Source organism: Pantoea trifolii, from assembly GCF_024506435.1.
GTDB classification, from domain to species: Bacteria; Pseudomonadota; Gammaproteobacteria; order Enterobacterales; family Enterobacteriaceae; genus Pantoea; species Pantoea trifolii.
Genome location: NZ_JANIET010000002.1, coordinates 127,020 through 152,838, shown reverse-complemented (window position 1 = coordinate 152,838; position 25,819 = coordinate 127,020). Strand labels below are relative to the sequence as shown.

18 protein-coding genes and 1 riboswitch are annotated in these 25,819 nt (G+C 59.3%); of the genes, 6 read left to right on the top strand and 12 right to left on the bottom strand.

The features are described 5' to 3' along the window. Nucleotides 1–152 precede the first annotated feature (152 nt). A complete protein-coding gene (locus tag NQH49_RS20055) occupies nt 153–2,339 on the bottom strand; it encodes a TonB-dependent siderophore receptor (RefSeq protein ID WP_256698522.1) in 2,187 nt (728 codons plus the stop codon). Nucleotides 2,340–2,617: 278 nt separating this feature from the next. On the opposite strand from NQH49_RS20055, the gene fes reads away from it, so the two are divergent. The 4 genes from fes (at nt 2,618) to entS (ending at nt 13,969) form a co-directional block, all read left to right on the top strand. Continuing rightward, a complete protein-coding gene (gene fes / locus NQH49_RS20050; RefSeq protein WP_256698521.1) occupies nt 2,618–3,976 on the top strand; it encodes an enterochelin esterase in 1,359 nt (452 codons plus the stop codon). Continuing rightward, nucleotides 3,969–4,190 (top strand): MbtH family protein, encoded by a 222-nt coding sequence (locus NQH49_RS20045; RefSeq protein WP_256698520.1) that lies wholly within the window; start codon nt 3,969–3,971, stop codon nt 4,188–4,190. The genes fes and NQH49_RS20045 overlap by 8 nt, the downstream gene beginning before the upstream one ends. A gap of 50 nt (nt 4,191–4,240) precedes the next feature. Beyond that, nucleotides 4,241–12,643: a non-ribosomal peptide synthetase gene (locus tag NQH49_RS20040; protein WP_256698519.1), complete on the top strand. Its 8,403-nt coding sequence runs from the start codon at nt 4,241–4,243 to the stop codon at nt 12,641–12,643. Nucleotides 12,644–12,706: 63 nt separating this feature from the next. Beyond that, a complete protein-coding gene (gene entS, locus NQH49_RS20035; protein WP_256698518.1) occupies nt 12,707–13,969 on the top strand; it encodes an enterobactin transporter EntS in 1,263 nt (420 codons plus the stop codon). Here the strand turns inward: entS and fepB are convergent. From fepB to NQH49_RS19995, 8 genes are all read right to left on the bottom strand, one after another. Then, nucleotides 13,966–14,916 carry a Fe2+-enterobactin ABC transporter substrate-binding protein gene (gene fepB, locus NQH49_RS20030; RefSeq protein ID WP_256698517.1) on the bottom strand — a complete coding sequence of 317 codons (951 nt, stop codon included), beginning with the start codon at nt 14,914–14,916 and terminating at the stop codon, nt 13,966–13,968. The two genes, entS and fepB, sit on opposite strands and share 4 nt — an antisense overlap. A 191-nt stretch (nt 14,917–15,107) precedes the next feature. Then, entirely contained in the window at nt 15,108–16,037 is a 930-nt protein-coding gene (locus NQH49_RS20025; RefSeq protein ID WP_256698516.1) for an ABC transporter substrate-binding protein, read from the bottom strand. 9 nt (nt 16,038–16,046) lie between these two features. Then, the gene (locus NQH49_RS20020) at nt 16,047–16,781 is read right to left on the bottom strand and encodes an ABC transporter permease (protein ID WP_256698515.1); all 735 of its coding nucleotides are present in this window, start codon (nt 16,779–16,781) and stop codon (nt 16,047–16,049) included. After that, a complete protein-coding gene (locus NQH49_RS20015; RefSeq protein WP_256698514.1) occupies nt 16,765–17,481 on the bottom strand; it encodes an ABC transporter ATP-binding protein in 717 nt (238 codons plus the stop codon). Before NQH49_RS20015 ends, NQH49_RS20020 begins: the two co-directional genes overlap by 17 nt. Continuing rightward, nucleotides 17,478–18,443, bottom strand: a complete 966-nt coding sequence (locus NQH49_RS20010; protein ID WP_256698513.1) for a HesA/MoeB/ThiF family protein — start codon at nt 18,441–18,443, stop codon at nt 17,478–17,480. Before NQH49_RS20010 ends, NQH49_RS20015 begins: the two co-directional genes overlap by 4 nt. A gap of 11 nt (nt 18,444–18,454) precedes the next feature. Then, nucleotides 18,455–19,213, bottom strand: a complete 759-nt coding sequence (locus NQH49_RS20005) for a thiazole synthase (RefSeq protein WP_008110718.1) — start codon at nt 19,211–19,213, stop codon at nt 18,455–18,457. Nucleotides 19,214–19,216: 3 nt separating this feature from the next. Then, nucleotides 19,217–19,414 (bottom strand): sulfur carrier protein ThiS, encoded by a 198-nt coding sequence (gene thiS / locus NQH49_RS20000; protein ID WP_256698512.1) that lies wholly within the window; start codon nt 19,412–19,414, stop codon nt 19,217–19,219. Next, entirely contained in the window at nt 19,398–20,342 is a 945-nt protein-coding gene (locus tag NQH49_RS19995) for an FAD-dependent oxidoreductase (protein WP_256698511.1), read from the bottom strand. Before NQH49_RS19995 ends, thiS begins: the two co-directional genes overlap by 17 nt. 129 nt (nt 20,343–20,471) lie before the next feature. After that, nucleotides 20,472–20,591: riboswitch (TPP riboswitch) on the bottom strand. A 175-nt stretch (nt 20,592–20,766) separates the two neighbouring features. On the opposite strand from NQH49_RS19995, the gene NQH49_RS19990 reads away from it, so the two are divergent. Further along, nucleotides 20,767–21,204, top strand: coding sequence for a 6,7-dimethyl-8-ribityllumazine synthase (locus NQH49_RS19990; protein WP_061719087.1), 438 nt, complete (start codon nt 20,767–20,769; stop codon nt 21,202–21,204). Nucleotides 21,205–21,298: 94 nt separating this feature from the next. Here the strand turns inward: NQH49_RS19990 and NQH49_RS19985 are convergent, their stop codons facing one another. Both NQH49_RS19985 and NQH49_RS19980 read right to left on the bottom strand, forming a co-directional pair. Continuing rightward, on the bottom strand, nt 21,299–22,612 hold the full coding sequence (locus tag NQH49_RS19985) for an MFS transporter (RefSeq protein ID WP_256698510.1): 1,314 nt from the start codon (nt 22,610–22,612) through the stop codon (nt 21,299–21,301). 187 nt (nt 22,613–22,799) lie between these two features. Beyond that, nucleotides 22,800–23,525: a pirin family protein gene (locus NQH49_RS19980; RefSeq protein WP_256698509.1), complete on the bottom strand. Its 726-nt coding sequence runs from the start codon at nt 23,523–23,525 to the stop codon at nt 22,800–22,802. A 123-nt stretch (nt 23,526–23,648) separates the two neighbouring features. Here NQH49_RS19980 and NQH49_RS19975 point away from each other — a divergent pair, with 123 nt between their 5' ends. Then, nucleotides 23,649–24,524: a LysR family transcriptional regulator gene (locus NQH49_RS19975; protein ID WP_256698508.1), complete on the top strand. Its 876-nt coding sequence runs from the start codon at nt 23,649–23,651 to the stop codon at nt 24,522–24,524. 35 nt (nt 24,525–24,559) lie between these two features. Here the strand turns inward: NQH49_RS19975 and NQH49_RS19970 are convergent, their stop codons facing one another. After that, nucleotides 24,560–25,792: an MFS transporter gene (locus NQH49_RS19970; protein WP_256698507.1), complete on the bottom strand. Its 1,233-nt coding sequence runs from the start codon at nt 25,790–25,792 to the stop codon at nt 24,560–24,562. Nucleotides 25,793–25,819: the final 27 nt, after the last annotated feature.

Genomic DNA, 25,819 nt, shown 5'->3' with positions numbered 1-25,819 from the left:
AAATGAGAAGCGTTCATTTTAACGCGCCTTGCAGAGTGATGACAGTCACACAAATACAGTATTTTCCGAAAACCGGCTAAGAAGTGTCTTAGTGGCAAGCGAGCCGCACGGAATGCGAAAGAAATGGCGGCCAGAGAGGCCGCCAGTGGGAATTACCAGCTGTAGCTGACGGACGCTACGATGGTGCGACCGCTGCCGTAGAAGCAGGCGCTTTCGTTACTGCATGACGCTACGTAATGCTTATCCGCGATATTGTTGACGTTCAGTTGCAGCGTGGTGCCGCGCAGCGAATTCGCCGCTTCGCCCAGCTCATACTTGGCCATCGCATCATACAAGGTGTAATGCGGGACTTTGTCGACGCCAATTTCGTCCGCTGGCGCGGTGCCGGTGTAACGCACGCCGCTGCCCAGCGTAAAGCCGCTCAGCACGCCATCGAGGAAGGTGTAGCTGCCCCACGCCGACGCCGCATGACGCGGAATGCTCGATGGTGAATGACCGATACGCTCCGTAATGCTGCTCTCTTTGGTCACCGCATCCGTATAGGTATAAGCCGCTAACAGTTTGATCTCCGGCGTAATCTGCGCATGCGCTTCGGTTTCGATACCCTTCGAACGCACTTTACCAATCTGTTCGTTGTAGCCGGTCACGCTGTTATACGCCGTGATGTTTTTTTGCGTGATATCAAATGCCGACACGGTGAACACCGCATCCCAACCGACCGGCTGATACTTCACGCCCACTTCGGTCTGTTCGCCGGTAGTCGGTTTGAACGGATCGGTGCCTGGCGCGCCGCTGTTGAGGTTGGGCTCGAACGAGGTGCTGTAGCTGACGTACGGTGAAATGCCGTTATCGAAGGCATACAGCAGACCTGCACGGCCGGTGAACTTGTTGTCATTCTGCTGGGTTTGGCTGTTATCGGTGCGATCCTGAGTGCGCACTTCGCTCCAGTCGTGACGTCCGGAGAGCAGCAGGTTCCACTGATTCCACTCCAGCTGATCCTGCAAATACACGCCCACCTGATCGAGCTTCTTGCGCGTGCTGGTAGTCAACGTCAAATCACTCTCGTTGATGCTGATACGCGTTGGATTGGCCCAATCGAGAATGTATTGATCGCCTCTGTCGAGCCACAGTTTGTTATCCACGTCGCTCCACTTGTAATCGAGCCCGCCGAGCACGGTGTGCGCGATGTTGCCGGTTTCAAAAGTGGCTTTCAGCTGGTTATCCAGGCCCAACTCTTTCGACTTGATCTTGTCATGCTGCGGACGACGGTTGATTGAGTGATCGTTATCCGCATCAAAGGTATACACCAGATATTTGTACGATTCGTCCATGTTGCTGTAGCGCAGATTCTGCGTGAAGCTCAGGTTGTCGTTGAGATTGTGCTCGAAGATATAGCCGATCGAGGTCTGTTCGCGTTTGGCTTCGTTGAAGCTCGGATCGCTGACGTTGAAATCGTAAGGAATGTAACCCGCGCTGCTCTCTTTCAACGTACCGCTGGCCGGCAGGAAGTTACGATAACCCGCTTTCGGCTCGTTCTGGTACATGGTCAGCAGCGTAAAGCTGGTATCCGCGTTTGGCAGCCAGGTCATCGCTGGCGCAATCGCCATACGCTGCTGTTTATTGTCCTTCACGAACTCATGTTTGGTGCTGGCGATACCGTTCAGGCGGTAGAACAGCGTGTTGTCATCATTCAGCTTGCCGCCGAAATCAAACGCCGCTTCACCCAAATGCTGGTTGCCGGTGCTGAGCTGTACTTTGTGAATGCTCTGCGCGGTTGGGCGCTTGCTGGTCATCGCCACAATGCCGCCTGGATTCACCTGGCCATACAGCACAGATGCTGGGCCGTGGATCATCTCTACGCGCTCCAGCAACCAAGGATCGATCTGCCCCGCTGCGCCCGCCTGGCCGGATAAACCGTAGCTCAGGCCATCGAGGAATTTCGGCGCATAGCGGAAACCGCGCGCGATGATCTCATCGTTTCGGTTGGAGTTACCGCGATAGTTGGTCAGCACGCCGCTGCTGTAGCTCAACGCATCGGCAACAGAAGCCGCGGCTTGATCGTCCATCTGCTCACGGGTAATCACCGAAATGGATTGCGGGGTTTTGCGCAGAGGCGTGGACGTTTTGGTGCCCGCCGCGCTCTCTTTCGCCACATAACCTTGCAGCGGCGAGGTCACGCTTTCACGCGTGTCGGCGTTTACGGTAAGGGTCTCTTCGGCGGCCACGCTGAAGGCAGCCGGTGCCACCAACAGAATTGAGGCCAGAGAAAGGTACAGAGGATTAAGTCTGAATTGACGTGCCACAGCAGGTATTGCTGAATTTCTTGCTTTAACGGACATAGTTGCCATCTCTATTTCAAACTGCCTTGTAGATGAAATAATCCGTTCAGTCGCCCTCGCCCAACGACAATGGCTGTAACGGATTGAAATATTACTCGCTTGCGTTATTTACGGTCCTAATCTCCCTGCGTGACGTCCTTCACAAAATAATCCACTGATAATCCGAAGGTTTATTAGGCGCGAAAAATCATATTGCAAATGTAAATCGTTATCAATAGCATTTGCATTAGCTTTGGTTAAGTAAAGACAGTGAACAAAATGTGGAGATGGGTTGCAGGATGTTTCTAACAAGCGCAGAAAAAACGACGCAGACGTGGTTGCCCGCCGGGACAGTTGCGCAATGGTTGCAGCAGGCGGATTTGGGTAGCGAAGGCTGGTGGCAGCGGCTTTATGCGGTCGGTACGCCGCTGGTTGAGCGTGACGAAAATGGCCAAACGACCATGCACTTCTTCTGGCGCGATCCCGAAGGACATTCCGCAGTTTCTTCCACCGAACGGGTTTACGTCGATATTAACGGCGTCACCGATCACCACAGCGAAGCGCCAGAAAGTCTGGTTCGCGTGGGCGACAGCAACGTCTGGCATTGGTTGACCGCCATTGAATCTGATTGGCGCGGCAGTTACAGCCTGATTCCCGCCACCGCACAGCAGTTGCCGCCGCAGTTTTGTGGCGACGATGCCGCCTGTCGCGCGCTACAGCGCAAGTGGTGGATCTCGCTGATGCCGCTGGCGATCCCCGACAAATTCAATCCCACGCCGCCGTTTCTCAGCAGCCGCCGTTTTGCCTTAAGCAATGCGCACATGCCGGATGCGCCGGATCAATCCGCCTGGCGCGCGCTGGATGCCGGCATGGCGGAAACCTGGCCAGATACGCTGCAAACCCTGCAGTGGCACAGCACGTTGCTCAACGTCACGCGTAACGTCTGGCTCTACAGCACCGGCACAACAACTCAGCCCGAACAGCGTCCGCTGGCGATCCTACTCGACGGACAAAACTGGGTGTACGGCCAACCGATTTTCAGCGCGCTGGATCAGGTCACCGCCGATGGCGAACTTCCGCCCGCCTGTTGGCTGTTTATCGATGTCATCGATAGCCAGCATCGCGAAGCCGAATTGCCGTGCAATGAAACCTTCTGGCAGGCGGTGCAGCAGGAACTGTTACCGCTGGCACGCCAGCACGCAGCGTTCAGCGGCGACGCCGATCGCACGCTGGTGGCCGGACAAAGCTATGGCGGACTTGCCGCGTTGTATGCGGGTTTGCACTGGCCGCAGCGTTTTGGCCGCATTCTCACGCAATCCGGCTCCTTCTGGTGGCCGCATCTGCAATACATCCGCGACTACGCCAACCGCGAGCAGCACGCGCCGGGTTTGATACTGGAACGGCTGCAACAGGGCGATTTACCGCCGGGCAAGCTGAAGATTTTCCAGGAAGTGGGCGATCGCGAGGCAGACATGGTGTACGTCAACCAGCAGATCGTCCCGGCGCTGCAAGCCGCAGGCCATGAATTACATTTTCGCCGCTTCGCCGGAGGGCACGATGCGTTGTGCTGGCGCGGCGGTCTGATCGACGGCTGCCGCTGGCTGCTGGCCGATTTTCTCCCTACAACCTCACCTTCTGAAGGTAATAACCATGTCTGAACAACAGAATCCGTTTGATAACGACACGCTCGATTTTCTGGTGCTGCTCAACGCGCGTCAGCAATACAGCCTGTGGCCGGCTTTTGCTCCGGTTCCGGCAGGCTGGCACAACGTGGCGGGACCGCTGACGCGCAGCGCCGCCATTGAGTTTATCGAAGCAAACTGGCACGACATGCGGCCAGCGACGCAACAGACGTCGTCTACCGCGCATTAATTTTTTAACTTTCTCTTTTTTTAATCGTTTTTCTCGACAGGAATTGTCCTTTGGCAACGTTTAATCCGGCCCCTTCAGCGGCCTATCCTTTAGTCGCGGCGCAGCCCGGCATCTGGATCGCTGACAGCATTGCGCAGCCGCGCAACCAATTTACCGTGGCGCACTACAGCGTGCTGCACGGCAACATCAATCGGGCGGCGCTGGACAGCGCCATTCAGCAAGCGATGGCGGAAGCCGATACTGTGCAGGCGCGCTTCGGCCTTGACGATAATGGCAATCCGGCGCAGTGGTTTGATGCGCAAGCGCCGGTCGCGCCGGAATGGCACGATTTCAGCCAGCGTGCCGATGCGAGCAGCCAGGCGCACAAACTAATGCAGGCCGATCTCGCCGCCGAGCTGCCCGCCGACGGCGACAAACCGCTTTATCGTCACGCGCTGATGCGCATCGGCGACGGCAGCTGGCTGTGGTATCAGCGCTATCACCATTTGCTGGTGGATGGTTTCAGTTTTGAAGCGCTGACCCAACGCGTCGCGGCGATCTATGCCGCCCTTTGCGCCGGAGCAACGCCCGCGCCCTCGCCGTTTACCCCGTTCACCACGGTGATTGAAGAGATTCAGCAGTGGCAGGATTCACCTGCATATGCGCGCTCCGCTAGCCACTGGCAAAGCTACGCAGCGGATCTGCCAGAGACGCTGACGCTGTCCAGCGAAAATGTGAGCGATCATGGCGATCGTCCGATCAGCTGTCAGGTCACGCTGCCGCAACTGGCCACGCTGCGTCAGCAACAACAACTGGCCGACAGTAGCGAAGGCGATATCGTCAGCGCGCTGTTGGTGGCTTATCTGGCCCGCTTCAGCAACAGCCAACGTTTGTCGATTGGCTTCCCGTTTATGCGCCGCATGGGTTCGGCGGCGATTTCCACGCTCGGCCCGGTGGTCAACGTGTTGCCGCTGATTTTCACCGTTAGCGATGAGATGACGTTGCCGATGCTGGTGCAGCAGGTGCAAGGCGAAATCCGCAAAGCGCGCCGTCATCAGCGCTATGAAGCAGAACAGCTGCGCCGCGATCTCGGCCTGGTCGGCAGCAGCCAGACGCTGTATGGCCCGGTGATTAACGTCAAGGTTTACCACGACGATCTGCAATTCGACGGCCATGCTGCCCCAACCCACACGCTGGCGATGGGCCCGGTAGACGATCTGGAGTTTGAAGTCGGCTTCCGCGATGGCGTATTACAGCTCACACTGGTGGCTAACCCGCGCCGCTACGATGCGCAAACGCTACAACGTCACGCCGAGCGTATCAGCCATCTGCTCACGCAGTTCGCGGCGGATGCCAACATGAGCCTGGGCGCGCTGTCATTGCTGGCGCCGCAGGAGCAGATCGATCTGCAACGCTGGTCGACCGGCCCCACCATCGTGCCGCCTGCCGATACCTGCACCATCGTCGATATCCTGTTGCAAGCTGCGGAGCAATACGGCGCGCAAACTGCGGTGGTGTGCGCCGAGCGCAGCCTCAGCTATCGCCAGCTCGCCGATCGCGCGATGCAACTGGCGCACCTGCTGATCGCACGCGGTTTACAAGCGGACGACGTAGTGGCGATTGGTATTCCACGTTCAGTGGATTCTCTGGTGGCGATATTCGGCGTGCTGGCGAGCGGCGCGGCCTATATGCCGCTCGATCTCGATTATCCACGCGAACGCCTGGCGCTGATGTGTGATGACGCGCAGCCTAAGCTGCTGCTGACGCACTCCAGCACGCTGGCGCAAATGCCTGAGTTGCCGCATCTGCGCATTGACCAGCTTGTATTGAGCGATTATTCCACCGCACGACCTGATACCCAACTGTGCGGCGACGATCTGGCCTACATGATTTACACCTCAGGTTCGACCGGCCGCCCGAAAGGCGTGATGAGCACCCATCAAGGTTTGCTCAATCTGTACCTGTCGCACCGCGAGCATTTGTTCGGCCCGGCGATTGCGCGCTTCACTGCCAACAGCCCGCGCCGCATGCGCGCCGGTCACACCGCCTCCTTCTCGTTCGATTCTTCATGGGAACCGCTGTTCTGCATGCTGATGGGCTGCGAGCTGAATATCTTCGACGAAGAGCTGCGCCGCGATGCGTGGGGGCTGATTCAGCAGATGAACGCGGTGCCGGTTGACTTGCTGGATATCACCCCGTCGTTCTTCTCGCAGATGATCGACAGCGGTCTGCTGGAAGCCGATAACCATCGTCCCTCCTTCGTGATGATTGGCGGGGAAGCCGCCACGCCAACGCTGTGGAAGCTGATGCAGCAACAGCAGCAGATGGAGATCCACAACTATTATGGCCCGTCGGAATACACCATCGATACGCTGGGCGCCAGCGTCATGGCGTCACCGCAGCCGATAATTGGTCGTCCGGTGGGCAACAGCGACGTCTATCTGCTGGATAACCAGCTGCGTCAGGTTCCGATTGGCTGCGCTGGCGAGCTGTATATCGCCGGAACCGGCATCGCGCGCGGTTATCTGCGCCGTCCCGATCTCACCAGCGGACGCTTCGTCGCCAACCCCTTCCGCGACGGCGATGTGATGTACCGCAGCGGCGACCTGATGCGCTGGCGGCAGGATGGTCAGCTGGCGTTTATTGGCCGTACCGATCACCAGATTAAAGTGCGCGGCTTCCGCGTTGAACTCGGTGAAGTGGAAAACGCGCTGGTGGCGCTGCCGGAAGTCAGCACCGCCGTGGTGATCGCCGAAGTGATAGGTGCCACGCATCGCCTGATTGGTTACTGCTCGGTGCAGGATGACGCGTTGCGCGCCGATGCCGATCTCAGCGCCCGTTTGCTGGCGCAACTGGCCACGCAGCTGCCGGATTACATGGTGCCTGCGGTATTGATGGTGATGGACGAATTGCCACTCAACGTTAACGGCAAGATTGATCGCCAGGCGCTGCCGAAGCCACAACAGGCGCAGCAGAGCCAGAGTCGCGCCGCCAGCACGCCGCAGGAGCAGCTGATTTGCCACGCGATTGCCAGCCTGCTGGGGCTGGAGAGCGTTGGTGCAGAAGATGATTTCTTCGCACTCGGCGGCGACAGCATCTCAGCGATGGGGCTCAGCACCGCCGCACGTCGCGCCGGTTATCTGCTGCGTCCACGCGAAATCTTTGCCGAACGCACCGCCGCACGCATGGCGCGGGATTTGCAGCCGCTGGCGCAGCACCACACTGGCGTGCGCGTAGCGCAACAGGGCGCGATTGGCGGCTTGCCGATTCTGCACTGGTTCAACGCCCAGGCGGGCATCAATGCGCGCTTTGCGCACGGCGTGCTGCTGTCGGTGCCGCCGCAGTTGCAACTCGCACAGCTGGAACAGTTGATCGATCAGCTGGCGCAGGCGCATCCGGCGCTCAACGCCTTCACGCGCGGCGATCAGCTATTTGTTGGCGAAGCGCTGGCGTCGCGCCCTGCCCGCGTGCGTGTGCTTGAGGTGCAGGATCGCGACCGCGCAGCGGAACAGGCGTTTAGCGAAGATGCGGAGGCGCTCGATCCGGCAAACGGCGCGCTGCTTCGCGCCACGCTGCTTCAGCAAGACGGTATCAGCTGTGGTTTGGTGCTGACGCTGCATCACCTGATTGTTGATGGCGTATCGTGGCGCGTATTGCTGGATGAGCTGCAACAGGCCGGTGACGCGCTGATCAATAACACGCCGCTGGTGATCCCCTCCGAGGAAACCTCGCTACATGACTGGTCAGCGGCGCTGCTGGCAAATCTCTCGGCGCGCGCCTCGGAATTACCGTTCTGGCAACAGATGCTGGCAGAACCGCTGCCACTTGTCGGTGAACGACCAATTAAGCCCAGCAATCGCCACCAGCATCAACGCACGCTGCTGGATGCCTCGACTACCCACGCGCTACTCAACACGCTGCCGCAACACTATCGCGCCACCAGCGAAGAGCTGCTGCTGACGCTGCTGACGATGGCATTGCGCCAACTCAACGGCAGCGCACAGCAGCGCGTCACGCTGGAGTCGCATGGTCGTGCCGAACTGCATGCACAGCAGGATCTGGCGCGCACCGTCGGCTGGCTGACGGCGGAATTCCCGCTGCTGCTGCCGTTACCCGAAAATCCCCACGCGCCGCTCAATGAGTGCGTACGCGCAGTGAAAGCGGTGCTGCGTGCGGTGCCGGATCGCGGTATTGGCTACGGTCAGCTGCGCTGGCTTGATGCGCATCGCGGCGTGACGATGGAAAAACTGGCAGCACAACACGCGCCGCAGGTGCTGTTTAACTACCTTGGACGCTTCACGCAGCGCAGCGGTGACTGGTCGCCACAGCGCACCGCGCGGCAGTTCCGCGACACCTTTGCGGTGTTGCAGGATCAGGCGCTGCCGCTGCAGCACGCGCTGGAACTCAACGTTTTCGTTGAGGAGCAGCCAAACGCGGCGCAGCTGGCGCTGAACTGGAGCTGGGCGGAAGGCGTACTCAACGCCGAGGCGATTGCCGATTTACATCAGGCAATGGCCGCTGCCGCGCAGGCGCTGATCACGCTAGCACAACAGCAGCCGCAGCACGCCGCCAATACGCTGGTGGCCGCCGAGGTGGCGCTGGAAGGCGTTGATGATGCGCTGCTGCAACAACTGCTTGCGCGTCACGGCACGTTCAGCCATGTGCTGCCGCTGTTGCCCTTGCAGAAAGGTCTGCTGTTCCACGCGCAAACCACCGCGCAGCAAGGCAGCTATAACTCGTTAACCCGCCTGACAATCAGCGGCGATATCAGCCCCGCAGCGGTACAAACCGCGCTCGACGCGGTGTTACAGCGCCATCCACAGCTGGCGGCGCGCTTCGACGCTGAACTCAGCCTGCAGCCGCTACAGCTGATACCTGAAACGCAATTGCACTGGCCGCTAACACTGCATCAGCTAGCCGACGACGATGACATTGTGGCGCTGGAACATCAGGCGCTGGCGCAGGATCTGTTTAGCCAGCCGATCATGCTGCACGCCACGCTGATCGCCCATCGCGATGGCATGCGCTGGACGCTGCTGCTCAACGCGCATCATCTGGTGGTGGACGGCTGGTCAACGCCAGTGATCCTCAACGATCTGCTCAGCGCACTGCGTCAGCAAACCTTGCCCGCACACAGCAGCAGCTACGCCGACATTGTGCGTCAGCTCAGCCAGCGCGACAGCGATGAAGCGCGGCAGCAGTGGCAGGAATGCCTGCAAGAGGTGCGTCCGACGCTGCTCTATCCGCAGGCCGCCGACAGCGCGGTCAACGAAAAGCGCATTACGCTGGATGTCACGCTGGAGCGGGAGCTCTACGCGCTGTGCCGGACGCGCGGCTTAACCCTGAACACCGTGATGCAGGGATTGTGGGGCTTAATGTTGTCGGTCGCCAGCGGCCAGCAAGACGTGGTGTTTGGTGCGCCGGTTTCTGGCCGTTTTGGCCAGATTGACGGCATCGATCAGCACGTTGGCCTGTTCAGCAACACGTTGCCGGTGCGCCTGCGCTTCGATCATCAACGTCCTTTGCTGGCACAGCTCGCCGATCATCAGGCGCAGCAAATCCAGCTGATTGAGCAGGATTGCCTCGGTCTCGCCGAGATCCAGCAGCTGGTCGGCGTGGGTACGCTGTTCGATACCTTGCTGGTGGTGGAGAACTATCCGGACAACCAAATGCTGCTGGATGCCAACGCCGCCGTACGCTGCGAAGCGATTCACAATCGTGGTTACACGCACTATCCGCTGACGCTGCTGGTGCTGCCGGGCGAACAGCTGACGTTGCTGATGGAGTATCGCGACTGCGTCAGCGAGCCGGAACGTCTGGCCGAGCGGCTGCAATTGCTACTGCAACAGCTGGTCAGCACGCCGGATCTGCCGCTGACGCAGTGGAAGTTGCAAACGCTGGCCGAGCAATCGCTGCTCGCCTGGGTCAACAACACCGGCGTGCAGTTGGAAAATGAAACCCTGCAACAGGCGATTGCTCAGCAGGCAGCCCGCACGCCAGACGCGCTGGCGCTAATGGATATGGAGCATCGTCTGCGCTACGGCGAAATGCAGCGTCAGGCCATGCTGCTGGCGGATCGCCTGATTGAAGCGGGCGTGATGCCGGGCGATATCGTTGCCGTGGCGCTGCCGCGCTCGGTGCGTCTCAGCATTGCGCTCACTGCCATCCTGCAGGCGGGCGCGGCGTACTTGCCGCTGGATATCGGTTATCCCGATGAACGTCTGGCTTACATGGTAGAAGATGCGCGGCCTTGGGTGTTGATCACCGAATCCGCGCTGGAAACCCGCTTCGCTGCGTTTGGCACGCTGATGATGTTTGATGGCTTAGCCGCTGAACACATTCAGCCGCGCCACGCTTTGCCGCAGGCGGATGCCAGTCGCCCGGCTTACGTGCTTTATACCTCCGGCTCAACCGGCAAACCGAAAGGCGTGGTGGTGAATCAACGCGCCATCGTCAACCGCCTGCGCTGGATGCAGGCCAGCTATCCGCTGCGCGCTGACGACGTTGTGTTGCAGAAGACGCCGTGCAGCTTTGATGTTTCGGTGTGGGAATTCTTCTGGCCGCTGATGACCGGCGCGCAGCTGATGATGGCACCGCCGGAAGCGCATCGCGATCCGCAGGCGCTGTGGCAGCTGATCGACGATTATCGTGTGACCACCATGCACTTCGTGCCGTCGATGCTGGCGGCCTTTGTCGGCCATCTCGCCGCGCAAACCGATCGGGCTTGCCCGACGCTGCGCCGCGTATTCTGCAGCGGTGAAGCGTTGGCGTGCGATTTGGCGCGCAGCTATGAGGCGGTTATCGCCGCGCCGCTGCACAATCTGTATGGCCCAACCGAAGCCGCCGTCGATGTCACCTGGCAACCGGCCAGCGGCAGCGCGCTGGACGGCCTCAACGGGCCGGGCGTGCCGATTGGCCGTCCAGTGTGGAACACGCAGCTGCATATTCTCGATAGCCTGCTGCGTCCGGTGCCAGTTGGCGTGCCAGGCGATCTCTATCTCAGCGGCGTGCAGCTGGCCGATGGCTATTTGCATCGCGCCGACCTCACGTCACAGCGCTTTGTCGCCGCGCCGTTTGCCGAAGGCGAGCGCATGTATCGCACCGGTGATATCGCCAGCTGGCGCGCTGACGGTGCGGTGGAGTATCTCGGCCGCAGCGACGATCAGCTGAAGATGCGCGGACAGCGTATCGAGCCAGGTGAAATCGAACAGGCGTTAGTGGCGCTGCCGGGCGTAGCACAGGCAGTGGTCGCGGCGCGTACGCTGACGCAGCACGCCACGCCGGGCGTCGATAACCGTCAGCTGCTCGGCTGGCTGGTGGCCGAAGCGGGCGCAGCGCTGGATATCGAAACGGTGAAGCAGCAGCTGGGTGAACGTCTGCCGGCGCATATGCAGCCGGTCAGCTATCTGCTGCTCGACCATCTGCCACTCAGCGCCAACGGCAAGCTGGATCGTAAAGCGCTGCCGATGCCGCAGCTCAGCGCGCGCAGCGGTCGCCTGCCGCACAGCGCCAACGAGCGTCTGCTGGCGGATCTGTTCCAGCAGCTGCTCGGTTGCGACAGCGTATTTGCCGACGATGATTTCTTCGCGCTCGGTGGTCATTCGCTGCTGGCAATGCGTCTGGCGGCGGAACTGCGTCGTCGCGAGGTGCCGCCGCTCAGCGTCGGGCAGATCATCGCCGCGCGCAGCGTGGAGAAACTGGCGGCGCTGCTCGACGGCGGTGCCAACAGTGAAAGCGGTGGTAACGGCGAACTGCTGCCGCTGCGCGCTGGTCACGGCCCGACGCTGTTCTGCATCCATCCGGCATCCGGCTTCGCCTGGCAGTACAGCGCCCTGCTGCATTATCTCGACGGCGACTTCCCGATTGTCGGCCTGCAATCGCCGCGTCCACATGGCGTGATTGCCGCGTGTCACAGCGTGGAAGCGATGTGCGATCACCATCTGCAGGCGATTCGCCAGCAGCAGCCGAGCGGCCCTTATTTCCTGCTCGGCTATTCACTCGGCGGCACGCTGGCGCAAGGCATCGCGGCACGTTTGCAGGCGCAGGGTGAAACGGTGGCATTCCTTGGCCTGTTGGATACCTATCCGGCAGAAGGTCAGGACTGGCGCACGCCAGATGCCGATGAGGCGGAACAGGAAGTGGCGCGAGAGCAGGCTGAATTTATGGCTGCGACCGAGGATGAGCGCGATCCGCTGCTGCGTGAAGAGAAGGCGGCGATGTTTAGCACCATCGTCGCCAACTACAAAGACGCCGTGGCGCGCCTCGCCGAAGCGCGCACCCCGCGTTATGCCGGCAACGCCACGCTGTTTATGGCGGAAAAAACGCTGCCGCCGGATATGGATGTGCGCGCCAGTTGGGCACCGTTCGTTGATGAATTAACCATTTTCCCGCTGGATTGCGAGCACGCCGATATTCTTTCGGCGGATTCGTTGAAGGTGTTGGGACCGTTGATTAATCGTTTGTTGGCGGGTTGAGGTTAGATACCTTTTTGTAGGGTCGCCATTTATGGCGACCTCGTTCACATACACTGGAGAATCATGGCTAAGCCCTCGATATTCTTAGATTTCAGTTTGCTCAAAAACAACGCATCGTTCCGCGCGATATTCTGCGCGCGCATGCTCTCGGTATTCGCCCTTGGCATGCTGGCGGTTGGCGTGCCGGTGCAAATTCAGGCGATGACCGGATCCACGCTGCAGGTCGGCGTGGCGGTCATGCTCGACGGCATCGGCATGTTTATCGGCCTGCTGCTCGGCGGCGTGCTGGCCGATCGCTACGATCGCCGCAAGCTAATCCTGTTCGCACGCGGCACCTGCGGCATCGGCTTTGTGCTGCTCAGCCTCAACGCCTTCAGCCCAGCGCCGTCGTTACTGGCGCTCTACTTCCTCGCCTTTTGGGATGGCTTCTTTGGCGCGCTCGGCATGACTGCGCTGATGGCGGTGATCCCATTAATCGTTGGACGTGAACATCTGGCAGAAGCCGGTGCGCTCAGCATGCTAACGGTGCGCCTCGGCGCGATTTTGTCACCCGCGCTCGGCGGTATGATCATCGTCGCGGCAGGTGTCGGCTGGGCCTTTGCGGTCGCCGCGATGGGCACGCTGGCGACGCTGATTCCGCTGGTGCGTTTACCGTCGATGAAGCCCGAACAGCAGGAACCGGAGCATCCGCTGCGTGCGCTGGCAAGCGGCATGCAGTTTGTCTGCCAGCATAAAGTGGTTGGCGCGGTAGTGCTGGTTGGCTTGCTGCTCAGCATGGTTGGCGCGGTGCGTATTCTGTTCCCGGCGCTGGCGCTGACCTATCACGCCGATGCGTCCGCATTAGGATTGATGTACTCGGCGGTGCCGCTGGGCGCGATGATCGGTGCCTTTACCAGCGGCTGGGTGCGGCAGTTGGCGCGTCCGGGATTCGTGCTGATTGGCTGTGCGCTGCTGGCGTTTGCCTGCATCGCCTCGCTCGGCCTTTTTAGCCATCTTCTGCCCGCGCTGCTGGCGCTGGTGTGTTACGGCTACAGCAACGCCATCGCCTCGCTGTTGCAGTTTATGCTGACGCAGCATCACACGCCGGATGCGCTGCTGGGACGCGTCAACAGCCTCGGTACCGCGCAGGATGTCACCGGCGATTCCGTTGGTGCATTAGGTTTAGGTGCGCTGGCTCGCGCGCTGGCACCGCTGAGCAGCGTACTGTGGTTTGGCGGATTGGCGGCGGGATTGCTGGTGCTGCTGTCGCTGGCGGCGCGCGGTCTGCGCTCGGCGCGCCTCGGTGAACAACCGGACGCGCCACAACCCGCCACCGCCGATGCTTAACGGCTAAACTGCCGCTCGATGCTGCTGAGCATATTGCTGGCGCTGTAGTAATCGAGGCGGAAGGTGTCGTTACCTACGGCAAAGATGTCGTGCTGCTGTACTGCAGGCAGATGGGCGAGGAACGGATTCTTCGCCACCTGCGGCACGGTTTTTTCATCGGCGGCGAACAGTAACAGCGTGTTGCCGGTAATACCATCGGCCATGTTTTCGCCGTTCAGCTGAATAATGTCATTGCGCTTGCCCATGCTGGTGCTGCCCTGAAAACTGGCGGGCGGCGCGGCCAGCGTGAAGCCCAAATCCTGCAACAGCTCGCCCTGCGCCGATGCTGGCGTCCACAAGTTCATTCCGCGTCCATCTTCGTAATAGACCAGCGCAGAGGTCGGCTGCGGCGGCAGCGTGATCTTGTGACGCACCGCGTCTACCCGTTGGTCGAACGCTGCAATCACCTTTTTAGCATCGGCTTCATGGCCGGTAATCTCGCCCAGCTGCAAGGTCAATGCCTGCCAGCTCTTGTCGCCGTAGTCGATCACTAACACCGGAGCGATGGTTTGCAGCTGATCGTACAAGCGTAGCGCCGAATCGCCGCCGGTGGCAGCCATCACGATCAAATCTGGCGCTTCGGCGGCAATCGCTTCGGCATTCGGCTGCGAGATATAGAGCGGCTTAACCTGTCGCGCTTTTGCCACTGCGCTCCATTGCGTGAAAAAACCCTGCGCATCCGACACGCTGCTGCTGCGACTGGTAGCCCCGGATCCCACCAGCGGCGCGTTAATCGCCAGCAAAGTGCCACTCAACGTCACGCTGGTAGAGACAATACGCTGCGGCGGCTGTTGGAGAGTGAACGGGCCTTTAGGTGTGGCGAGAGTGCGCGGCCAGGCGGCGTCGGCATGTACATGGGTGCAAATGAAAAACAGGCTAAGTAGCAGAGAAAGAGCGGGGAAACGCATCAGGTTGTCCATCACTTGATAGTTGAGAATAAATATCATTATCAAAAATAAGTGCGGGTGCAAGGGAATTGTGCGTGGTTTCCCTCACCCTGGCCCTCTCCCGCAGGCGGGAGAGGGAATGTGGAGGTGGGCGCGGTCAGCTCCCTCTCCCGCGCGCGGGAGAGGGTTGGGGTGAGGGACAACGCACCAACCTACAACGAATATCGCGCCATAGGTGCCACAACTTTAATCACGCCATTGGCCTTCATATATTCACCAAACGCCTGATAGCGCGCCTGATCAAACTCCGCACTGTGCGCGGCGAAATACGGCAGCGTTGCCTGCCACGCCTCGTGATTGAGCGGCGTATTCAGCTCGGGATATTGCTTAATAAACGCCTGCCACGCTTCCTGCGGATGTGCACGCAGCCACGCCACACCGGCATCCAGACCACTTAAAAACGCCGGAATGCGTCTATCCTGCGCGGCAGTTTTCTGGTTTGCCACAATGATCAGCTCATCATAAGCAGGCACGCCATAATCTTCCGGTTTAAACACCGTTGGCTTGGCACCTTTGTCTTTCAGGTCCAGCAGCTCGTAGTTGCGGAAGATGGTCATCGCGCCATCAATCTTGTGCGTAAGGAGCGCGGAGGTGCCATCCATATTCAGGTTGATAAGCTTCACCGAGTCAGCATCAACGCCCTGTGATTTCAGCATATTGCGAATCGCCACATCTTCGGTGCCCGGCACCGCATAACCGATGGTTTTGCCCGCGAAATCTTTCAGCGAGTGGATATCGCCTGACACCGTGGTCAGCGTATTCAGCGGCTGATTAATCAACGTGCCGACGCGGATCACCGGCACCTCTTTATCCACCAGCGTGTAGAGCTGCGGCTGGTAGCTGATGGCGAGATCGACTTTACCCGCCGCCAGCAGCAACGGCACCGAAGCAGAATCGGCCGGCGCGATCATCTCCACATCCAGCCCCTCTTTCTTAAACGCGCCGCTGTGCTGGGCAGCAAAAATCGCCGCGTGGTTGGGGTTAATAAACCAGTCGAGCAGCAGACGAACTTTCTCCGCCGCCTGGACGTTAGCGGTCGCCAGCAGCAGCAACGCGGTCAATGCGATTCGTAGGGTATTCACGGTACTTCCTTATGTAGATTGCCAGAGGAGTTTCTTACGCATCAGCGCCACGCTGCCCGAAAGCAGCAGCGCCAGAATCAGTAACAGCAGCAGTGCTGCGAAGCTGGTGGCGGTTTCCAGGCGCGCGTTGGATTGCATCATCAGATAGCCAAGCCCTTCGCTGGCACCGACCCATTCACCAATCACCACGCCAATCGGCGCCAGCACCACCGCCATCTGCAGGCCAGAGAAAAATTGCGGTAACGCGGCGGGCCAGCGCACGCGCCAGAAGATGCGAAAGCGCGATGACGTGCTGGTTTGCGCCAGTTCCAGCCAGCCGCTGGGCGTGCGACACAGCCCATCGAACAGCGATAAGCACAGCGGGAAGAACAGGATCAAGGCCGCCACCACTACTTTCGAGGCGATACCAAAGCCGAGCCACAGCACCAGCAGCGGCGCGAGGGCAAACACCGGAATCGCCTGGCTGGCGGTGACCAGCGGAAACAGCACGCGACGCAGCAGCGGACTGGCCGCCATCAGCACCGCCAACGTCACGCCCGCGCCGATGCCCAGCAGCAGCGCCAGCACAATTTCCGCCAGCGTATAGAGCGCGTGATGCCACAGCAGTTGACGATGCAACCACAGCGCTTCAAGCACTGCCTGCGGCGCGGGCAGCAGGAAAGTTGGCACGCCGCTGTGACGCGCCAGCAGCCAACCGCACAGCAGCACCACGATCAGGTAAATCGCGCTAAACAGTGTTTTCATGGGTATTCAGTCGGGAGAAGAGTTGAGCCTGCGCCTGCAGCACGTCGGGATGATCAAACGCACGCGGCGCGTCACCGCCGGGAACCGGCCAGCTTTCGATGGCCAGCGGCTGGCCTTGCAGCAGCAGAATGTCATCGGCCATGCGGCACGCTTCCAGCGGATCGTGCGTCACCAGCAGCACGGTTTTGCCTTGCAGTAATTCGGCAGTCAGCGTTTGCAGGCTGAGTTTGGTCATCACATCCAGCGTGGCGAAAGGTTCATCCATCAGCACTACGTCGCGCTGCGCATAGAGCGTGCGTGCCAGCGCCACGCGTTGCCGCATGCCGCCCGAAAGTTGCTGCGGCGGCGCATGCGCCACGTCGCTGAGTTTCACCTGCTCCAGCAGTGCCAGCGCGCGCGGACGATCCGGCTTTTCGCCGCTGAGCCGCGCCGACAGCATCACGTTGTCGAGCACCGTCAGCCATGGATAAAGCAGATCCTGCTGGCCCATCCACGCCACGTTGCCGCTTAAGCCCTGCACCGCGCCCTGCTGCGGCTTGAGTAATCCGGCCACCAGCCGCAGCAGCGTACTTTTGCCGATGCCGCTGCGTCCCAGCATCACCGTGGTTTTGCCGCCGCGCAGTTGCAGATTCAGCCGCTGACACAGCGGTTTATCGCCCCAGCTAAAGCTTACATGGTTGAAGAGAATGTCCTGATTCATGGGCGATTGGCCGCCAGAATCGCCAGCTGAAGAAATCCGCGCTGCGCCAGCGCGCTAGCGGCCTGCGCGGCGCGGATGCCGCTGGCGCACACCAGCACGATGCGCTGCTGGGCGGGCGGCTGCCATGCCGCAATCGCCTGCGGCAAGATGCGCTCAACGCCATCCGCCACGCTGACCGGCGCTTCCTCACAACTGCGCAACTCGACAATGCAGTCATCGGCGGCAAGCATTGACGGGTCGATAAACGGCACTGCATGTTCCGGCTCTTCCGCATCATCAAAGCGGAACGGGCGAAAATGCCAGTTCACGAAGTCGCAGTTCACCAGACAACCGAGCGGTGATGGCTGCAATTCCAGCAGCACGCTGAGCGCCATCTGCGCCTGCATCGCGCCAAGCGTCGCCACCGCTGGGCCCATCACGCCCGCGGTGTTGCAGTTCGCCGCCGATGACGGCAAACGCGGGAACACGGCGCGGTAGCTCGGCGCGCCGCCACAGAATCCGCCAATGTAACCTTGCCGTCCCAGCACCGAGGCGCTGATCAGCGGCATGCCCGCCTTCATGCAAGCATCCGAAAGTTGGTAGGTGACGGCAAAGTTATCGGCGGCGTCGATCACCAGATCGCATCCCGCCAGCGCCTGCTGCACGTTGCTGGCGCTCAGCGACTGCTGCAATGCTTCAATCTGCACTTGCGAATTACGCTGATGCAACGCCTGTTGCGCGCGCAGCACTTTGGGCTGGTCGATATCCTGCTCAGTAAACAGCGTTTGCCGATGCAGGTTATGCAGCGCCACCACATCGTCGTCATACAGCCGAATATGGCCGACGCCCGCGCCCACCAGCTGCGGCAGTAGCGTGGCACCTAATCCACCCGCGCCCGCCACCAGCACGCGCGCGTCGAGCAGCTTCTGCTGCCCTGCTTCGCCGATTTCCGCCAGCATCATCTGGCGTTGATAACGTTGCATATTTGCCTGCCTCAACTCAGATTTGCCAGGCCAAAAATCGGCGTGGACGCAGCGGCCATATCGCGCTTCTCCATCAGTCCGGCAGCGCGAGCGGCTTGCCCGGCTTCAATCGCCAGACGGAAGGCGTTGGCCATGCCGATCGGATCGCCCGCTTTGGCGACGGCGGTGTTGAGCAGAATGCCATCAAAGCCCATCTCCATCGCCTGCGCCGCCTGCGACGGCGCGCCAATGCCGGCATCAATGATCAGCGGAATGTCGCTGAACCACGCGCGCATGGCACGCAGGCCGTCGATGTTACGTAAACCCTGACCGGAACCAATCGGCGCGCCCCACGGCATCAACAGTTCGCAGCCCGCCGCCAGCAGTTTTTCGCCGACGATCAGATCTTCAGTGGTGTAAGGAAACACCTGAAAACCCTCTGCGCTGAGGATGCGCGCGGCTTCCACCAGCGCGAAAGGATCGGGCTGCAGCGTGTCGGCGTGACCAATCACTTCCAGCTTGATCCACGCGGTGTTGAACAGTTCGCGCGCCATGTGCGCGGTGGTGACGGCTTCTTTCACCGTGTGACAACCGGCGGTATTGGGTAACACGCGGATGTTGAGGCCGGTCAGCAGTTCACGGAAAGCCGCGCCCGCCGCGCCTTCGCGCCGTAAACTGACGGTGATGATGTCGGTGCCGGAGGCGGCAATCGCCTGCTGCAAAATGGCGGGCGAAGGATAACCGGCGGTGCCGAGCAGGAAGCGCGATTGCGGGTCAAAATCGTAAAACATCGCTTAACCTCCCTGCATCGGTGACAGCACTTCAAGCTGGCAACCTTCATCCAGCAGCTGCGTGTAGTACTGGCTTTTTGGCACAAACGCACCGTTGTAGGCGGTGGCGACGCAGGCCGCGTCAATTTGCTGCTCGATCAGCAATTCGCTCAGGCTGTTTGCCTGCGTGCTGATGAGGCGGCCGTTAAGCTGAATGTTCATTTTTAAGTTCCCCAGAAAGACGCTGCATCAGCTGCTCTGCCAGCATCGGTGCCAGCAGAAAACCGTGGCGATACATGCCGTTGAGATAAAAGGTGTGGTTGTGATAGTGGATTTCCGGCAGATTCGCCGGATAAGCCGGACGCAGCCCGCTGCCGCTCTCAATGACGCGCGCTTCGGCTAAAGCCGGATGAATGGCGTAGGCGGCGCTGAGCAACTCCATCATGGCGCGCGCGCTGATGGCGCTGGCGTCGTCGCTCTCGATCATGGTGGCGCCGAGCATAAAGTGGCCGCCGCGTCGCGGCACCAGATAGCAGGGAAAACGCGGATGCAGCAGACGAATCGGGCGGGAAAACTGCACGTCTTCGCTGTGCAGAATCAGCATTTCGCCGCGCACCGCACGCAGGCGCGGCAGTTGTGGCGCGGCGTGGATGCCGCGACAATCGATAATCTGGCCGCTCGGCGCACGATTGTTGAATGGTACGCCGCGTGCGATCAGCGTGTCTCGCATCTCCTGCAACGCCAGACGCGGATCGAGATGCGCTTCCCCGGCGAAAAACAGACCGCGTGCAAAGCGCCCTTCCAGCGCCGGTTCGATGTCGGCGGGATCGACCCATTGGTGCTGCTCGGTCATACGGGCGAAACGGTTGAGTTCCTGGCTATCGCGCGGCGGCGCAACCACCAACGTGCCCTGATGCTTTACGCTGCTGACGCGCTGTTGCCACCATGCGGCGGCGTGTTGTCCAAGGGTGATGACGTCGCGCGGCGCACTTTCGGCTTCACACCAGGGTGCCAGCATGCCGCCAGCAAACCACGATGCCGGGCGGCGCGCGTCATCGCCAATCACCTCGACGTCTTCGCCGCGTTCCGCCAGCAACGTAGCCACGCACAAGCCCGCCACGCCGCAGCCGAGCACGCTCCAGCGGCTCACAGCGCCGGTTCCGGGATGTTCAAAAAGGGGGAATTCACATCGGCCTCTCAGTGTTAGCTGAGACCCGCAGATACAGGAGAAGGGAAATGGCGCAACCATCAAGCTAGCCTGAGCGCCAGACAGCCCAATGAACAAGACTGTCAGTCTTCCTACGCCAGTATCAACTGGGTCAGGTTCAAAGGGTCGCTAAGCCGCGCAGTGCGCTATTAGCCTCTCAGTCTCTTTGGCGAGACTCCCCCGACGCGTCTATTTGTATTGCAGGCGATGGTCGCCGTCAAGCGCGGAATAACCAGATGGTTTACAGGGAAATAAGCAGCAAGGCATTTATCGCTACCTGGGCTTTGTGGATCACAAACGTAACATATGGTATACAAACACATTATTTTATGCGCAAGAACCAATTACAGGTGATGTCGGAATATCCATGAAGAATATTAAAATTGCATTTATTAAAGCCGGCTGGCACAAAGAAATTGTCCATAATGCCCTGGTGGGATTTGAAAAAGAATTAGCCGATCAATCCGTTGAAGCGGAATTAAAAGTGCTGGAAGTGCCTGGCGCATTTGAAATGCCGCTGCTGGCTAAGCGTCTGGCTGAAACCGGTAAATACGATGCGATTGTCTGCGCGGCGCTGGTGGTTGACGGCGGTATCTATCGCCATGATTTCGTTGCCGCTGCGGTGGTTGATGGCTTGATGAATGTGCAGCTGACCACCAACGTGCCGGTGTTCTCCGTGTCATTAACGCCGCATAATTTCCAGCCGGTTGATGTTATCGAAAACTTCTATACCGAGCATTTCATTAAGAAAGGTAAAGAAGCCGCGCGCGCTGCGCTGGCTATTCACAATCTGTCGATTGATTAATGCATTAAAAAGGGAGCACCTCATCAGGCGCTCCCTTTTTATTTAATCTGACTTTCTACTATTAATATTCAGAATAGTGCCAGCCTCGCTTCACTTAATGTTTCACACTCATCAAATGATTACTTTTCATATGTCGGCGCGTTTCAGATGGATTGATATCGCACGCTTTCGGCAGTAACAGCGTAAAGATTCCCGCAATCACCAGTGAACCCGCCAGCCAGCAGATCGCCACGTTTTGGCTATACAGCAGTGTCATGATCCCTACTAAGTACGGTCCGCAGAATCCACCCAGATTACCCAAGCCATTGATCACGCCACGCGCGCTACCCGCCACTTCCGGCGCAGCGATACGTCCGGGAATCGACCAGAACGGGCTGGTTGCCGCTTTGAGGAAGAAGCCGCACACCACCAGCGCGATATAGGCGGCGACGACGTTATTATGCAGCACCACCGATGCCAGCAAGGCAGCGGCAAAACAGAACAGCGACACCATCACCCACAAACGGCGCTTGCCGGTGCGATCGCTTAACCACGAAATAGCGTAGATGCCGAGTACCGTCGCGACAAAAGGAATCGCCGCCAGCAGACCAACGCCCGCCATGTTGGTACCGGTGAGATTTTTCAGGATACTCGGCAGCCACAGCGTGTAACCGTAATCGCCGGTTTGATAGAAGAAGTTGAGCGCCACTAACTTCATCAGGCCCGAGTTGCGAAACACCGCTTTCAACGGCGCTTTGCTGACCGGTTCCTTTTGCAGATGCTGAGCCTTTTCGCGCGCCAGTTCGCGCAGCAAATACTCCTTTTCTCGCGCCGGTAACCAGCGCGCCTCTTCAGGACGATCGGCGATCACCAGCCACCACACCAGCAGCACCACCGCTGAAAGCAGGCCTTCGATTATGAACAGCCAGCGCCAGTCCAGCACATTGATGATGTAACCCGATATCGGCGCAGTAAACATGCCACCTAACGGCGCGAACATCATGACAAAGGCGTTGGCGCGACCCAGCTCTTTTTCCGGGAACCAGTTGCTGACCATGGTTAACACCACCGGCAGCATGCCGCCTTCGGAAATCCCCAGCACAAAACGCAGCGCCAGCAGCTGATAGTGATTGGTGACAAAACCGGTGGCGATCGACACCACCATCCACGCTACCAACGACCAGGCGATAAAGCGTTTGCCGCTGCCATTCACCGCGATACGTCCGCCCGGCACCTGTAAAAACAGATAACCAATAAAGAAGATACCGCTTACTACGCCAGCCATTTGGCTGGTGATCGCCAAATCCTGATCCATACCGCCAGGCAGCGCAAAGCTGATATTGACGCGATCCATGAATGAGACAATGCAGGTGATGAGAATCGGGGCGATGACGCGATACCAGCGCGTTCCGGGGATTTTTTCTTGCATGCTGCCCTCTTCATGTTAAGCCGTGATGCTTAGGTTCATTGGCTAACTATTAAAGAGAGTATGGAAATAATTATTGCGATCTTAATCACTGCAATTAATGTTAAGAAAAAGTGTTACAACCGCTGTGATCGCGCATAAAAAAAAGCAGCGCGATGGCTCGCACTGCTCTTTGACCGCTTTTTAATCATTAACGCTGCGGATGATTCACTTCCAGCGGACGCAAATCAAACACCAGCACTTCCGCATCTTCGCCGTTAGCAAACTCCAGCACGCTTTCGTTGCGTACACGTGCGCCGTCGCCCTCTTTAAACTTCACGCCGTTCACTTCGATGCTGCCGCGTGCCACGTGAATATAGGCGTAACGATCGGCATCCAGCGCGAGGGTTTGCTGCTCAACACCGTCGAACAGTCCGGCATAAATGCGGATATCCTGACGCACGCTAAGCGATCCGTTTTCCCCTTCCGGCGAAATAATCAGACGCAGCTGACCGCGTTTGTCACTTTCCGCCACCGAAATCTGCTGATAACCCGGAGGCGAATTGCGTTCGCCAGGCACGATCCAGATCTGCAGGAAGTGCACATTGTCGGTTTTCGAGTGGTTAAACTCGCTGTGCGTAACGCCGCTACCGGCGCTCATCAGCTGCACATCACCCGGCACAATCACCGAACCGGTGCCCATAGAATCTTTATGCTCCAGCGCGCCTTCCAGCACATAGGAGATGATCTCCATGTTGTTGTGCGGATGCGCACCAAAGCCGCGACCCGGTGCAACGCGGTCATCATTGATCACCAGCAAGTCTGAGAAGCCGGTTTGTTTTGGATCCCAATAACTGGCGAAAGAGAACGTATGATGCGAATTCAACCAACCGTGGTCACCCACTCCGCGTTGTTCTGACAGGCGTTGTTCAATCATGGTCTGCTCCTCAAATTTGCTGTTGGGGGGCGATTGCCCTTCCCGTTGCAGATAAGTATACGTAAACTGATCTGCCTAACAATGCGTGATAATGACAATGACTGTCACCGATAAGTGGACAATATGCAGATTGAAGATCTCCGCATTTATGTAGCCGTGATCAAAGCCGGTAACTTCACCGCCGCCGCTGAACAGCTGATGCTGTCGAAGCAGTATGTCAGTCGCCGCATCGCCGCGCTGGAGGAGTCGCTCGGCGCGCGGCTGCTGAATCGCAACACGCGTAAGCTTTCGGTGACCGATAACGGTCAGCTGTTTTCGCAGCACGCGCAGCGCATTCTGGATGATGTGCAGGAAGCCGAACTGGCGGTATCGGGGCGTCGGCAAGTGCTGCAAGGCAGCTTCCGCCTGAGCGTGCCGATGTCGTTTGGTATCAGCCATCTGTCGCCGTTTATCGCCGAGTTTCTTAGCCTGCATCCGGGCTTGCAGTTTCAGGTTGAGCTGGCGGATCGGCATGTCGATATGGTCGGCGAAGGATTTGATATGGCGATCCGCATCGGTACGCTGCCCGATTCGAGCCTGATCGCTAAGCGGCTGGGCGAGTTTCGCCGCGTGATTTGCGGCAGCCCATCATACCTGCAAGGCGCAGGAGCGCCGCGTACGCCAGAAGAATTGAGCGAGCATTTGTGTTTACGCTACGGACGCGAAAGCCAAACCGGCTGGGAACTGTTTAACGGCGACCAGCGCAAAGTGATTAGCGTGCATGGGCCGATGGTGAGTAATAACGGGGAAATGTTACGTGACGCGGCGGTGGCCGGATTGGGGCTGATTCTGTTGCCGGAGTTTATCGTGGCACCGGCGCTGGCAAGCGGTGAGCTGGTGACGGTGTTAGAAGAGTGGCAACCGACCTCGCTGCATCTCAATGCGCTCTATCCGCAGCATCGCCAACGCAGTGAGATCAATCGGGTGTTTATGGCGTTTTTGCAGCAGAAGTTGGCGTGATTTGTTGGGTCGCCATCCATGGCGACCTTAACGTGTTAATGGCTTTCGTGCGCAAAGGTAATCGATTTACGGCGTGCATCGCGCATCGCCACCGTATGAATCAGCAGACCCAACACCGCAAGAATCGCGCCCACCCAACCGGTGGATTGCCATCCTAAACCAGCGGAAATGGTCACGCCGCCCAGCCACGCGCCCAGTGCGTTGGCGAGGTTAAACGCCGAATGGTTCATCGCCGCCGCCATGGTTTGCGCATCACCGGCGACATCCATCAAACGGATCTGCAGCACCGCTGCCAGCGCCACCATGGTGCCCACCAGCATCACGTTGATGGCGCCTGCCAGCGCACAGTGCGCGGCAAACACGAAGGCGCTGAGCACCAGAAATGACCAAATCAGCAAAATGCGAATGGTCTTTTCAATGCCGCGATCGGCCAGACGACCACCGGCGATGTTGCCGATGATCATGCCCAAACCAAACAGCGCCAGCACCGCCGGAATCCAGCTTACCGGCATCTGCGCCAGTTCGGTCATGGTCGGTTTCACGTAGCTAAACACCGAGAACAAACCGCCGCTGCCTACCGCGCCAATCGCCAGCGTCAGCAATACCTGTTTGCGCGTCAGCGCCGACAATTCGCGCAGCGGGCTGGCATTTTTGTCGCCCGCCACGTTTGGCACCCACAACCAAATCAGCAGTAAGGTCACCAACGCCAGACCGCCGACAATGGCGAAGGCATCGCGCCAGCCAAACCATTGGCCGATCGCCGTCACGGCGGGCACGCCGAGTAAGTTGGCGATGGTCAGGCCAAACAGCACCATCGATACCGCTTGCGCGCGTTTGCGCCGTTCCACCAAACCCGCTGCGACTAAAGCCGCCACGCCAAAGAAAGTGCCGTGCGGGAAACCGGCGAGGAAACGCGCCAGCAGCATTGAGTAGTAACCCGGCGCAATGGCGCTCAGCAGGTTGCCCGCAGCAAACAGGCCCATCAGCGTCATCAGGAAATTACGGCGTGAGGCGCGTGCGCCCAGCACTGCCAGCAGCGGCGCACCAATCACCACGCCAAGCGCATAGATACTGATGAGATGCCCGGCTGAGGGGATCGATACGTTGAGGCCCTTGGCTGCATCGGGCAGCAGGCCCATGATGACGAATTCGCCGGTACCAATGGCAAAGCCGCCGGTGCCGAGCGCGAACAAGGCTTTTAGCACGCTCTGACGCGGCAGCGATGCCTCATCCGGCAGCTGAGTAAGTTGAGGTTGTACTGATGACATGAGTTTTCCGAACCGCAAGTGAAGAAC

Coding starts and splice junctions, on each gene's coding strand:
- NQH49_RS20055 (WP_256698522.1), bottom strand. CDS start 2,339: ATGTCCGTTAAAGCAAGAAATTCAGCAATACCTGCTGTGGCACGTCAA.
- fes (WP_256698521.1), top strand. CDS start 2,618: ATGTTTCTAACAAGCGCAGAAAAAACGACGCAGACGTGGTTGCCCGCC.
- NQH49_RS20045 (WP_256698520.1), top strand. CDS start 3,969: ATGTCTGAACAACAGAATCCGTTTGATAACGACACGCTCGATTTTCTG.
- entS (WP_256698518.1), top strand. CDS start 12,707: ATGGCTAAGCCCTCGATATTCTTAGATTTCAGTTTGCTCAAAAACAAC.
- fepB (WP_256698517.1), bottom strand. CDS start 14,916: ATGCGTTTCCCCGCTCTTTCTCTGCTACTTAGCCTGTTTTTCATTTGC.
- NQH49_RS20020 (WP_256698515.1), bottom strand. CDS start 16,781: ATGAAAACACTGTTTAGCGCGATTTACCTGATCGTGGTGCTGCTGTGC.
- NQH49_RS20015 (WP_256698514.1), bottom strand. CDS start 17,481: ATGAATCAGGACATTCTCTTCAACCATGTAAGCTTTAGCTGGGGCGAT.
- NQH49_RS20010 (WP_256698513.1), bottom strand. CDS start 18,443: ATGCAACGTTATCAACGCCAGATGATGCTGGCGGAAATCGGCGAAGCA.
- NQH49_RS20005 (WP_008110718.1), bottom strand. CDS start 19,213: ATGTTTTACGATTTTGACCCGCAATCGCGCTTCCTGCTCGGCACCGCC.
- thiS (WP_256698512.1), bottom strand. CDS start 19,414: ATGAACATTCAGCTTAACGGCCGCCTCATCAGCACGCAGGCAAACAGC.
- NQH49_RS19990 (WP_061719087.1), top strand. CDS start 20,767: ATGAAGAATATTAAAATTGCATTTATTAAAGCCGGCTGGCACAAAGAA.
- NQH49_RS19985 (WP_256698510.1), bottom strand. CDS start 22,612: ATGCAAGAAAAAATCCCCGGAACGCGCTGGTATCGCGTCATCGCCCCG.
- NQH49_RS19980 (WP_256698509.1), bottom strand. CDS start 23,525: ATGATTGAACAACGCCTGTCAGAACAACGCGGAGTGGGTGACCACGGT.
- NQH49_RS19975 (WP_256698508.1), top strand. CDS start 23,649: ATGCAGATTGAAGATCTCCGCATTTATGTAGCCGTGATCAAAGCCGGT.
- NQH49_RS19970 (WP_256698507.1), bottom strand. CDS start 25,792: ATGTCATCAGTACAACCTCAACTTACTCAGCTGCCGGATGAGGCATCG.